The organism is Psychroserpens sp., assembly GCF_034670085.1.
Taxonomy (GTDB): domain Bacteria; phylum Bacteroidota; class Bacteroidia; order Flavobacteriales; family Flavobacteriaceae; genus Psychroserpens.
The window spans coordinates 582480-596377 of the sequence record NZ_JAXMOD010000001.1 but is presented as its reverse complement, the minus strand read 5'-3'; the positions used below and the strand labels follow the sequence as shown (position 1 = coordinate 596377).

5 protein-coding genes are annotated in these 13898 nt (G+C 35.9%); 2 read left to right on the top strand and 3 right to left on the bottom strand.

Annotation, left to right across the window (positions count from 1 at the left end; genetic code table 11):
- The first annotated feature begins 21 nt into the window (after positions 1 to 21).
- Together VOI25_RS02505 and VOI25_RS02500 are read left to right on the top strand one after the other, a co-directional pair.
- Positions 22 to 5004, top strand: coding sequence for a reprolysin-like metallopeptidase (locus tag VOI25_RS02505; RefSeq protein WP_323787371.1), 4983 nt, complete (start codon positions 22 to 24; stop codon positions 5002 to 5004).
- A 233-nt stretch (positions 5005 to 5237) separates the two neighbouring features.
- Positions 5238 to 10193, top strand: a complete 4956-nt coding sequence (locus VOI25_RS02500) for an immunoglobulin-like domain-containing protein (RefSeq protein ID WP_323787370.1) — start codon at positions 5238 to 5240, stop codon at positions 10191 to 10193.
- Positions 10194 to 10379: 186 nt separating this feature from the next.
- Here VOI25_RS02500 and VOI25_RS02495 read toward each other — a convergent pair whose 3' ends face one another.
- Genes VOI25_RS02495 through VOI25_RS02485 form a run of 3 tightly spaced genes read right to left on the bottom strand, consistent with a single transcriptional unit; the run spans position 10380 to position 13868 of the window.
- A complete protein-coding gene (locus VOI25_RS02495) occupies positions 10380 to 11093 on the bottom strand; it encodes a 3'-5' exonuclease (protein WP_323787369.1) in 714 nt (237 codons plus the stop codon).
- A 4-nt stretch (positions 11094 to 11097) separates the two neighbouring features.
- Entirely contained in the window at positions 11098 to 11457 is a 360-nt protein-coding gene (locus VOI25_RS02490) for a hypothetical protein (RefSeq protein WP_323787368.1), read from the bottom strand.
- A complete protein-coding gene (locus tag VOI25_RS02485; protein WP_323787367.1) occupies positions 11454 to 13868 on the bottom strand; it encodes a penicillin acylase family protein in 2415 nt (804 codons plus the stop codon). Before VOI25_RS02485 ends, VOI25_RS02490 begins: the two co-directional genes overlap by 4 nt.
- Positions 13869 to 13898 lie beyond the last annotated feature (30 nt).

The window sequence follows — 13898 nt, the reverse complement described above, 5'->3', positions numbered from 1 at the left end:
TTACTACTAGTCATCTTTTTGATGAGCACAAGTTATGCAATGTCACAAAGTAAATCACTTTGGCAAAAACAAACAATCAGGAATACTCAAAGTGTAAAACAAAGTAAACTAGATTTACCGAGAACACAAACATTTGTTTTAAACACAGCTAGTTTAAAGCAAGCATTGAGTCAAGCGCCTCAAAGAGGTAAATCTACTACAGGTTCAAATCTAATATTATCCTTTCCAAATGAAAATGGCGAATTTGAGCGTTTTAGAATTTACGAAGCCTCAGTAATGCATCCTGAATTAGCAGCAAGATATCCAGAAATTAAATCCTATGCTGGTCAAGGTATTGACGATCCTACAGCTGTTATTAGATTTAGTGTTACGCCTTTAGGTTTTCAGAGTATGCGTTTATCAGCAAATAAATCTGCTTCATTTATAGAAGCTATTACTGATGATGCTTCTGTGTATTCCGTATTTACCAGGGCAAACAGAATTAACTTTAATGACGATTTTGAGTGTTCTGTCACTGAAAGCATGAATAGAACCTTAAATTCAGATAATAGCATGGAAATGCGAAATGCTGATGATGGAGTTTTAAGAACCTATCGATTAGTCGTTTCGGCAACAGGAGAATACACAAATTATCATGGAGGCACGAAAGCTTTAGCATTGGCCGCTATCGTACAAACGATGGTTAGAGTTAATGGAATTTTTGAGGTTGACTTTAATGTTAACATGGAGCTTTTAGCTAACACAGATGATGTAATTTTTATAAACTCCGGAACCGATCCGTATACAACTACAGGTGCATATAACGGACAGCTTCAAGGTGAGCTTACAAGTACAATTGGAGAGGCAAACTATGACATCGGACACTTATTTGCAAATTTACAAAACAACGGTAATGCAGGTTGCATAGGTTGTGTTTGTGTAAACAATCAAAAAGGAAGTGGTTGGACCTCAGCAACAGTTCCAGAAGGAGAATTCTTTGATGTAGATTATGTAGCGCATGAAATGGGACACCAATTTGGAGCTAATCATACATGGACTCATGGAGGAAATGAAGGAACAAATGTGCAAATGGAACCAGGTAGTGGAACAACAATAATGAGTTATGCTGGAATTACTGGAGCTACCGATGTTGCTCCTAATGTAACACCAAATTTTCATGCTGCTTCAATTGAACAAGTGACAGACTATGTTAAAAGCACAAGTTGTCAAACAGAAACGATTACAGGGAATGCAATCCCTGTTGTAAATGCAGGTGCAGATTATACCATACCAAAAGGGACTGCTTTTGAACTAGATGGATCAGCAACTGATGCTGATGCTCCAGTAGGTTCGCTATCCTATTGTTGGGAACAGATGGATGAAAATAATGCATCTTCAACTTATCCTAGTACAACAGCTACTACAGGAGTGGCATTTAGGGCTTATGAACCAACTACAACTACGAGCAGATATCTACCTCGACTTGAAACTATAAAAACAGGAGCAACGTCATGGCAATGGGAAGCAGTGCCAGATGTAGCAAGAACACTTAACTTTAGATTAACTGTTAGAGACAATGTTGCAGGTGGTGGAACTAATAGTAGTGATGATATGATTGTCACCGTAAATGGAACTGCTGGTCCATTTGTAGTTAATTCTCCAAATACAAATGTAACATGGAATGCAGATTCATTTCAAACAATAACATGGGATGTAGCTGGAACCACTGGAAATGGCGTTAATGCTGCAAATGTTGATATCTTCTTATCTATTGATGGAGGAGACACATATCCTATAACTCTAGCAACAGGAGTTTCTAATGACGGTTCGCATGATATTATTGTGCCTAATAACCAAGGAACACAAAATAGAGTTATGGTAAGAGGAGAAAATCATATTTTCTTTGACATTTCGGATACTAATTTTACGATTGCAGCACCAATCCCTTGTACGGCTTCAGTGCCAACAAGCTATGCGAGTTCTAATGTTGGCGCCACAGCAGCTACCTTAACTTGGGACACGATTACTGCTGTTGTTTTTGATATTCAGTATAGAGTTGTCGGCTCAGGAACATGGATTGATGTTTCTACAAGCAATACTCCTTTTGATTTAACAGGTTTGACGCCAGAAACAGATTATGAAACCCAAATACGAAGCCGTTGCCCAGATAATTCAACATCTGCTTACTCAGGAATAATTACGTTTACAACGACAGCAATACCTCCTTGTACAGGAACGCAAATAACATCTTATCCATATCTAGAAACTTTTGATTCAGGTCTTGGAGATTGGTATGATATCGCAGGTGATGATGGAGATTGGATTTTAAATTCAGGTGGAACACCTTCTGGAAATACAGGACCTTCAGATGATATTACAGTTGGTGGGAACTATTTATTTCTTGAAGCTTCTTCAAACGGATCACCAGGAGAAATAGGAGCCGGCTCAACAGCTATTTTTGAAAGCCCTTGTTTTGATTTAAACGGATTAACTACAGCAACACTATCTTTTTATCACCATATGTTTGGAGTTGATGCAGGAACGATTGCGGTTGAAGTATCTATCGACAATGGTGCGTCTTGGTCAAATATTTTCACAATATCTGGAAATCAGGGTGATGTTTGGAATTCTGAAAGTATTGATTTAGCAACATACCTTAATCAAAACATAAAACTGAGGTTTATCGGTACAACTGGTGGAGGTTTTGCTAGTGATATTGCAATTGATCACATTGGAATCGGACCAGATACAGAAGCTCCTGTAATTACTTTAAATGGTGCTTCAACAATCAACTTGAATGTAGGATCATCATACACAGAATTAGGAGCAACAGCAACAGATAATATTGATGGAGACCTAACTTCAAGTATTGTAGTTGGTGGAGATACTGTTGATCCAAATCTTATAGGTACTTATTTAGTAACCTATAATGTAAGTGATGCTGCTGGGAATCCTGCTATTGAGGTTATTCGAACTGTAAATGTTACGGCATTTCAATATTGTGATTCTTTTGGAGATTTATTGTACCAAACCGGAGTGACGCGAGTGATTTTTGGAACTATTGATAATGTTGATGGATCTCCAAAAGATGTCGGTTACGAAGATTTTACAAATATAAGTACAGATGTTACTCAAGGTACAAATGTAGACCTTACAGTTCATGTTGATACAGATGGAAATTTCGTAGTTCATGCCTTTGTGTGGATTGATTGGAATCAAGATGGCGACTTTGACGATAGTGGAGAAGAATACGATCTGGGTGATATACAAGGTGTTGCAGATGGAGCATTACCAACCTTATCAATTGCTATTCCAGAAAGTATGAATTTTGGAAATACAAGAATGAGAGTATCTGCCCAGTACAATGCCGATCCAACTTCTTGTCTAACAGATTTTGATGGAGAAGTAGAAGATTATACCGTTAATGTTAAATATGATGGTCTATTATATTCTGGTGGAACTTGGGATCCGAATGCTCCAAGCGGCACAACAACAGCTGATAACGTATTAATTTTAGACGGCACCTATAATGTAAATAGTGCAGATATTAGTATAAATAATTTAACTGTTAATTCTGGAGCCACTATTAATGTTGATAAAGCTAACAATATTACTGTAGCAGGAAATATTAATGTTATGAGTAACGGAGTTTTCACATTAAATTCAGATTCGAATGAATTTTCGAGTTTACTAGTTGACGGTACAGTAATGGGAGATGTTGAGTACAAACGTCATGTCACCTCAAATTCGGGAGGAAATGATATTATTGCACCACCAGTAAGTGGAGAAGCATTTACGAGTTTTATTTCAAATAATTCAAATGTATTTGCAAATTCGGGACAGACGCTTTATTTGTTTGGACCTTTTGAAAAGCCATTAAATGATTATGGATTATTTTCAAATGTAGAGGCCGTAAATTTAGAAGCAGCAAAAGGCTATCGAGCAGCATCTACAAATGATGATACATTTACATTTACAGGAGCAGTGACCACAGGTCCTTTAACAGTTCCAATCATACATTCAGGGACAGATTATGCGAAGTGGAATTTAATAGGTAATCCGTATACGTCCTATATAAAGCTAGAAGATTTTTTATCAGCCAATTTAAATGAATTAGATCCTAATACAGTTGCGGTTTATGGCTATGATGCAGATTTAACATTTGGAACGGAATGGACAATTTGGAATATGGCTTATTCAGATAATAATCCAGGAGCTTTAATTGCACCTGGACAAGGATTTTTTGTGTCCTCCAAGGTAGCAGGATCGAATGTTAGTTTTACACCATCCATGAGGTCTACAGGAACAACAGATGATTTTATTGCAGGAAGAAATGCAAACTTAGCTCATTTTGTAATAACCATGAGTAAGCCAGATAGAACCTATAATACAGACATCTACTTTAAGGATAATGCCACTTTAGGACTGAACATAGGCTATGATGCAGAATTGTTTTCAGAAGAGCCTTCAACATTTTCGATTTATACAGAATTAACTGAATCAGGTCAAGATTTAAACATGGCTATTCAAACGATAGGATTCGATGATGTTAATGGGACCACTGTAATTCCAGTTGGGATTAATTTACTACAAGGCCAACAAGTGACCATTGGAATGGATACTTCAGATTTGCAATACAATGTATATTTTGAAGACACACTAACAAATACAGTGACACTATTAAACACATCAGATTATAATTTAACAGCTACCACAGATTTAATAGGAACAGGACGTTTTTATGTTAGATTTGAAGCGGAAACCTTATCCGTATTAGAATCTAATCTTAATGAGCTACAGATTTATAATAATTCAGATACAAAAGAAATCATAGTAAAGGGACAATTAACAGAAGCCACTTCATTTGTACTCTATGATATTCAAGGTAGAGCAATACTAAGAACAGATTTAGACACGAGTAATGTAATAAATACAATAGATGCATCAAATTACTCAAAAGGTGTTTATTTAGTTCAACTTACAGATGCGGTTAGTACAATTAGTAAAAAGCTAATTATAAGATAAATAGACATCACACATATTACAATAAATATAAAAGCTCAGATGTTAATCTGAGCTTTTTTTTATAGAGACACATTTATGAATGTAGGCGTTTTCTTCAAAGTTGTTGCGGAAAAACCGTAAATATTTAATTTTTATTGCATACTTATTAACAATTCGGCTATTTCTTTGCGAAAAACGCTAATTTCAGCTTTGAATTTTTCGCTATTAAGCTAATCCTTTAATCCTTCTAAATAATGAAAATTAAATTACTACTAGTCATCTTTTTGATGAGCACAAGTTATGCAATGTCACAAAGTAAATCACTTTGGCAAAAACAAACAATCGACAAAAATCTAAGAATTAAACCTAGCAAACAAGACCTACCAACAACACAAACATTTGCGTTGAATAAAGAACGTTTAAAACAGACGTTATCTAAAGCACCTCAAAGGGGGAATGTTTCAAAAGGTTCTAATATGATATTATCCTTTCCAAGTGCCGATGGAGAATTTGAACGTTTCAAAGTTTTTGAAGCCTCAGTTATGGATCCTGAATTATCAGCAAAATATCCAGAAATTAAATCCTATGCTGGTCAAGGTATTGACGATCCTACAGCTGTTATTAGATTTAGTGTAACCCCTTTAGGTTTCCAGAGTATTAGATTTTCGGCAAATAAACCTGCTTCATTTATAGAAGCTATTACTGATGATGCTTCTGTGTATTCCGTATTTACCAGAGCAAACAGAATTAACTTTAATGACGATTTTGAGTGTTCTGTCACTGAAAGCATGAACAAATCGATGAATTCTGATACTGGCATGGAAATGCGAAATGCAGACGATAGTATTTTAAGAACTTATCGATTAGTCGTTTCGGCAACAGGAGAATACACAAATTATCATGGAGGAACGAAAGCATTAGCATTAGCTGCAATCGTCCAAACCATGACACGTGTTAACGGAATTTTTGAAACCGATTTCAACATAAATATGGTCCTTATTGGAAATACCGATGATGTTATTTACACCAACTCTGGAAGTGATCCGTATACTACTACAGGGTCTTATAACGGACAATTGCAAAGTACACTAACAAGTAATATTGGTGAAGCCAATTATGATATCGGACACTTATTTGCAAATTTACAAAACAACGGTAATGCAGGTTGTATAGGTTGTGTTTGTGTAAATAATCAAAAAGGAAGTGGTTGGACCTCAGCAACAGTTCCAGAAGGAGAATTCTTTGATGTAGATTATGTAGCGCATGAAATGGGACACCAGTTTGGTGCGAACCATACATGGACTTTCAATGGAAACGAAGGCACTAATGTACAAGTAGAACCAGGCAGTGGAACAACTATTATGAGTTATGCAGGAATAACAGGAGCAACTGATGTAGAACCTAATGTAACACCAAATTTCCATGCCGTTTCAATTGAACAAGTAACTGATTATGTAAAAAGTACAAGTTGTCAAACCAATACCAATACTGGTAACGCAGTTCCTGTAGTTAATGCAGGTTCTAATTATACCATTCCAAATGGAACTGCTTTTGTGTTAGATGGTTCTGCTACAGATGCAGATACGTCAGCTGGAGCATTAACGTATTGTTGGGAACAAATGGATGAAAACAATGCATCTTCAACCTATCCAAGTACAACAGCTACTACAGGAGTTGCTTTTAGGGCATATGAACCAACAACATCTAGGAATCGTTACTTTCCAAGGCTTTCAACGATTAAAACGGGTGCAACGTCATGGCAATGGGAAGCTGTTCCTAACGTAGCAAGAACTCTTAACTTCAGATTAACTGTTAGAGACAATGTTGCGGGTGGAGGAACTAATAGTAGTGATGATATGGTGGTTACCGTTAATGGTACTGCAGGACCTTTCGTTCTTAATTCACCAAATACAAATGTAACTTGGGATGCAGGAACTACTCAAACAGTAACTTGGAATGTAGCTGGAACTACTGGAAATGGCGTTAATGCGGCAAATGTTGATATCTTCTTATCAACAGATGGTGGAGATACCTATTCTGTATCATTGGCTTCTGGTGTTCCAAATGATGGCTCTCATGACATTGTAGTACCAAATAGTCAAGGGAATCAAAATAGAGTCATGGTAAGAGGCGCTAACAATATTTTCTTTGATATATCAAATACTAACTTTACAATCGGTGCTCCTGTTGTTTGTAACGCAGATGTTCCAACTGGATTAGTGGCTTCAAATGTTGCATCAACTACTGCAACCTTAAGTTGGGATGCTGTTCCAGGCGCAAGTTATGATTTAAGATATCGTGAAGTTGGAGCTTCAATCTGGATCACAACTACAGTTAATGGAATTTCATCAAATATCTCAGGTTTAACAGCTTTAACGCAATATGAAGCACAAGTACGTAGTGAGTGTTCTGGTGGAAGCAATTCAGCTTACAGTAGCTCAATAAACTTTACGACTACTGATGTACAGTTAGATTATTGTGATTCAGCAAGCACAAATACTAACGATGAATATATTAGTAGAGTTCAATTAAACACTATTGATAATAGCTCAGGACCACAATTTTATTCAGATTTTACAGGTATTTCTACAACCTTAACTAAAGACACGCAATATACTATAACGGTAACTCCAACTTGGACTGGTACAATTTATAACGAAGCGTATGGTGTTTGGATTGATTATAACAGAGATGGTGATTTTTCAGACGCAAATGAACAAGTCTTTTCGCAAGGTAATACTCAGGCGACATCTGTAAGTGGAAGTTTTACAATTCCATCAAGTGCTGTTGAAAATTCAACTAGGATGAGAGTTACTATGCGCTATAATCAAGTGCCAGGACCATGCGATAATTTTACTTATGGTGAAGTTGAAGACTATACGGTTATCATTGAAGGCTCTGGACCAGATATAGAAGCTCCAGTAATTACATTAAATGGTGCATCTACAATCAACTTAAATGTTGGTGACATATACAATGAACAAGGCGCAACCGCAACTGATAATGTCGATGGAAATCTTACATCAAGCATTATAATTGGTGGTGACACAGTGAATACAAGTGCAGGCGGAACCTATGTAGTAACATATAATGTAAGTGATGCTGCTGGAAATAATGCAACTGAAGTCACTAGAACTGTAAATGTGATTCCAGATACAACTGCTCCTGTAATTACTCTTGTTGGTTCGGCAAGTATTAGTTTACAACTTGGTGATTCTTATTCTGATGCTGGAGCTACAGCTTCAGATAATATTGATGGCGATTTAACCTCTAGTATTGTCGTTGGAGGTGATACCGTAGATACAAATACAGTTGGAGCTTATACGATTACTTACAATGTAAGTGATGCTGCAGGAAATAATGCTGCAGAAGTCACAAGAACCGTAACCGTAAATCCTGACACAATAGCTCCTGTTATAACTCTAATTGGTGCCTCAACAGTTAACTTAAATGTTGGTGATACGTATAATGAACAAGGCGCAACTGCGACAGATAATTTAGATGGAGATTTAACATCAAGTATTGTTACAACTGGAACAGTTAATACAGCTTCTGCAGGAACGTACTTTGTAAATTACAATGTAAGTGACTCTTCTGGAAATGCTGCTAATCAAGTAACAAGAACAGTTGTGGTTAGTGCGGATACAACTCCGCCAGTAATAGTGTTAGTTGGATCGTCTACAATAAATTTATTAGTAGGTGACACATACAATGAACAAGGTGCAACAGCAACAGATAATATAGATGGAAATCTAACCTCCAACATTGTAATTGCCGGTAACGTTAATACTGCTTCTGCTGGATCATACAATGTTACGTATAATGTTTCTGATTCTGCTGGAAATGCAGCTGCCGAAGTGGTAAGAATTGTTAATGTTTCTGAACCTTCTACAGGTTGTTCTGCTGGAATTAGTTCTTATCCATATAGCCAAGGTTTTGAAACTAACTTTGGAGCTTGGACTCAGTCATCCGCAGATGACATTAACTGGACAAGAGATGCTAATGGTACACCTTCAAGTGGAACAGGTCCAGCAAGTGCCTCAGAAGGCTCGTTTTATGTCTATGTTGAAGCATCTGGAAACAATACAGGATATCCAAATAAGCAGGCGATTTTAAACTCACCTTGTTTCAATCTGTCAACCTTATCAGAAGCTACATTTACATTTAAATATCACCAGTTTGGTTCTACAAACATGGGAACTATAGATTTGGAAATAAGTAATGATGATGGAGCAAGTTGGTCTTCAATTTGGAATAGTTCAGGTAACTTAGGAAATTCATGGCAAACGGCTAATGTGAACCTTAATGCTTATGTTGGAGGAAGTGTTCAGTTACGATTTAATAGAATTACAGGAAATACATGGCAAGCAGATATAGCAATTGACGATGTGAGTTTAACAGAAGGTGAAGTTGTGGTTTCTGGTTGTTCAGGAGGTATAACAACCTATCCTTACACTCAAGGATTTGAAACTAATTTTGGTTCTTGGACGCAATCAACTGCAGATGATATAAACTGGACAAGAGATGCTAATGGTACACCTTCAAGCGGAACTGGACCAGCAAGTGCAATTCAAGGTAGTTTCTACATTTATGTTGAGGCCTCAGGAAACAACACTGGATATCCAAACAAACGCGCAATTGTCAATTCACCTTGTTTTAATTTAAGTACTCAATCGTCAGCAACGTTTAGTTTCAATTATCATCAATATGGAGCGTCTAATATGGGAACTTTAGATTTAGAAGCTAGTAATGATAATGGTGCAACTTGGGTTTCAATTTGGAATAGTTCAGGAAACCTAGGTAATTCATGGCAATCGGCAAGTGTAAGTTTATCAGCTTATGTTGGCGGAAGTTTACAATTACGCTTTAATAGAGTGACAGGTAATACTTGGCAAGCAGATATTGCTATTGATAACATTAATCTTTCAACAGGATCATCTGCTAAAGGAGATGTGATTGCAGATTCACTTATTGAAAATGGTGTTAAAGAGATTAAATTATATCCTAATCCTGTGAAAGGGAACTTATTAAATGTTGCTACTAAGTATACTAACGTAACATATGAAGTATACAATATAGTTGGTCAAATTGTAGCTAGAGGAGAACTTAAAGGAAATTCAATCGATATTGGTCATTTAGATGGAGCAATCTATCAGATTAAATTTACTACTGAAGGTGAGACTTTAATTAAACGATTTATTAAACAATAATGATAACTAACTCGTAGTTAAGAAGTCCAGATGTCATGTCTGGACTTTTTTTATTTGGGCAAATTTTTAGTTATTGAATTTTTCAATTAAGTGTCGATGAATAACTAAAAATCAGGCTTTCACTACTCAATCTTTTTTAGAAATAAAAAAGGATTTCAAACAAATCGTTCAATCCTTTTTGCAATCCTAAATATGAATAACCTCATTATCATGAAGCAGTTCGTCACCTCTTAATCTTAAAAATATTTGAGCTACTGCAATGGTGTCTTTTTCACAATAGGTCACGATTCGATCGATATCTTTGTCCTTATAAAACACACCAAAAACTTCACTACCATCAATATCATCCTTTGGTGAAGGAATTCCTAAAACATTAGTCAATAATTTTAAGGAGGTGTAGGTTTTATAATCCCCAAACTTCCATAATTCTAAAGTGTCAAGATGAGGTACTTCCCAAGGTTTTTTTCCAAATAGATTTAATTTATAAGGTAATTCTATGTTGTGAATAATCATGCGCCTTGCTATATATGGAAAATCAAATTCTTTACCATTGTGCGCACAAAGTAAATGCTTGGTCTGACTAAAATGAGAGATTAAGAGGTTTTTAAAATCCTTCAGAATTTTTTCTTCATCACCATAAAAAGAGGTGACTCTAAATGTTCTTACATCACCTTGATAGGTAAAATATCCAACCGAAATACAAACAATTTTTCCAAATTCAGCCCATATTCCAGCGCGATCATAAAATTCTTCTGCTGTGTAATCATCACGTCGTTGGTATTGAGATTTTGATTCCCACAGTTGCTGCTTGGTAGCATCTAAATCCGAAAAGTGTTCAGTCTCCGGAACAGTTTCGATGTCTAAAAACAAAATATTTGCTAAGTTGAGTTTAGAAATCATAATACTAGGCTTTTGTGTTAAATAATGACGCACATTGCTTACCAAAAATAGCAGCTATTCCAGCTGCCAAACCACCAACAATTCCTGTAACTAGTATAAGCAAGTATGGATTACCTTGAAGAGGTAGTAAGACAGCAATTTTTTTTGAAAGGGTAAAATCGTTGACGCTACTTAACCAATAAGCATACGCCATCCAAAACAGAGCAATTGCTAAAAACGGCACAAAAAATACAGCACTTTTTTTTAGGCTGAAAAGAATAGCTGTTATAAAACTCGCAAGCATCACAGACCACCAAGGTAAAAATTGAGATAAGATTAATGCAGTGCCAATTGTGGCTATAAAATTGATAACGTTTTTTTTCATTGTTTTGGTGTTAGTGTTTGAGTTGATGTTATCCCTTCAGTTGAGTTGTTGTCTTGCATGAAAAGTAAGTCATAATAGTTCCCAGCTGCCCAATCATCAATGAAATTGTCATAATAACGGCTTCCTGGATTGCCAGATTGACCACCAGGATAAATTCCGTAAGCTTTTGGCGGAGAAGACATTTCAACAATCATTCGCCATGAAGGTCCATGATTTATGTCAGACGCATTTACAGTGTTTCGATCGCCACCAATAGGAATATCAAATCTTGAAAAAGCAGGTAATGCTTGTAATAAGTGACCAACATAAGCGCCTTTAAAATGTTTCCATTCGTAGTCTCCGTTTTCTGTTTTCCATTCGTTTAACTCTTTAGCAGCAGCTTTAAATGAAAGACTGAATAAATCAATAGCCGTTTCTTTTTCGGGAGTCTCAACAATATCCATAAATGGATCATTAGGATGGTTTTTTAACATGTAAATGGTTTGGTACATAAAAGGTGCTTTGAGCGCTTCATCTTCTAAATCAAATTCGTCCCAAGTCATTCTATACAAGTGTTTAATCCATGTCGACCAAATACTAGGTCCAACATTGTCAATGCTGTTATTTAAATTCCAATGTCTAACATAATTTAGTAGCAGTTGTTCATCATTAGTAAGCGAAGGACCTTCCATTTTACTTAGCATAAAAGGAACTAATTCTTTAGCTTTTAGATTAAAATTATTGTTTTGAAGGCTTTTAAAATCCTGAATGTTAAGCGTTTCTCTTTTTCTGAAATAGTCATTAATTATACGATTTCTATAAATTCCATAGCTGTCATTAAACACATAAAACGGATAGGATTCATCAACTGGATGTTGATTGGCAGAACTCACAAAACCACGTTCTGGGTTTTTAGTATGTGCATTAAATTCTTTCGGTATAAAACTTTGCCAATCGTGTTTTGGATTACTTCCATCGAGTAAAAATTTCCCTTGACCTTCCCATTTATTTGGAAACTGACCTTGAACCCATAAGGCAATGTCGCCTTTAGTTGATGCAAATGCAAAGTTTTGGGCAGGTGCCACGTGATTAGAAATAGCGTTTAAATAATCATCATAGTTTTTTCCTTTATTGAGGTTTAAAAATAATTTAGTAAAATTATGTCCAATATGACCAGCCCATTTCATGGCATAGCCTTTTTTCTTGTCATCACTTTTGAATGTATGATCATAACTCACTGGACCATGATGTGTGTAGATAACAGAATCGATATAAGTTTCTTTGCCTCTAATTTTAATTTCTTCTAATCTTACCGACGTTTTTTTCCAAGCGTTATCATATTTATAGGCTTGTCTAGTTGCATCTTGAAATTCAATTTTATACCAATCTTTTACATCTCTTGTTGCATTTGTAACTCCCCAAGAAATATCATTATTAAATCCGATTATAACACCTAAAGCACCAGGAAGTGTTGCTCCGAATACATTTTGGTTTGGTGAGTTTAATTGCATAACAAACCAAATTGCAGGTAGTTTAAGTCCTAAATGTGGGTCGTTAGCCAATATGGCATTACCAGAATAGGATTTTTCAGGAGCAACAGCCCAATTATTACTGCCATTATTAGGATGCGGTTTCTCCATTGTTTCTGAAATAGAATCTAATGGTAACTCACTTAGAGGTGTTTCGGTTTGTTCAACATCAATAAAACTCCAATCGGTATCTTTTGGTATAACCGGATCGTTAACATCGAAGAAGTCTGGAAATAACAAATCAAAACGTTCTTTCCCAAACTTACGAAGCATATTAGTATATTCTAAATCTGAATCTCTTCCGCAGAGCATATCTGTCATATACATCAATAAATGCATGGTCTTGTTAATATTCCAAGCTTCTGGTTGATAGTCTAATAGTTTGTACTCAACGGGATAATCTTCTGGTTGAAGCTGATTAATGTAGGCATTCACGCCAGCACTATAAGCTTCAAGATATTTTAGGGCTTCTGGATCATTTTTAATTACCTTTAAGCTATTTTCGGCGCCAAATAACATACCTTTTCTACGTTGTGCTCTGTCAAAATCTAATCCATTTTCTCCAATAATCTCTGAAACTCGGCCAGCTGCCGCAAAGGTTTGAAACTCCATTTGCCACAAACGATGTTTAGCAGTAATATAGCCTTGAGCTTTGTATAAATCATAATCATTCTTTGCAAAGATGTGAGGAATAAGATGTGCATCGTAATGTACTGTAACGTAATCTTCAAGGCTGTTAATGGAGATGTTTCCGGAAGTGGCATCATCAGTTTCGTTTTGCCAAATCCCTTCAGTTGGTGCTAAAAATTTACCCAAAGGAGGAATACTCCCTAGCTTTGTGTCTAATACATAAAACACACTTAAGGTAAAAAGGAAAGATAGGATTAACTTAAAATATTTCATAAAATGAATTCTATTTGAAAGTAAAGATAA

Coding starts and splice junctions, on each gene's coding strand:
- VOI25_RS02505 (WP_323787371.1), top strand. CDS start 22: ATGAGCACAAGTTATGCAATGTCACAAAGTAAATCACTTTGGCAAAAA.
- VOI25_RS02500 (WP_323787370.1), top strand. CDS start 5,238: ATGAAAATTAAATTACTACTAGTCATCTTTTTGATGAGCACAAGTTAT.
- VOI25_RS02495 (WP_323787369.1), bottom strand. CDS start 11,093: ATGATTTCTAAACTCAACTTAGCAAATATTTTGTTTTTAGACATCGAA.
- VOI25_RS02490 (WP_323787368.1), bottom strand. CDS start 11,457: ATGAAAAAAAACGTTATCAATTTTATAGCCACAATTGGCACTGCATTA.
- VOI25_RS02485 (WP_323787367.1), bottom strand. CDS start 13,868: ATGAAATATTTTAAGTTAATCCTATCTTTCCTTTTTACCTTAAGTGTG.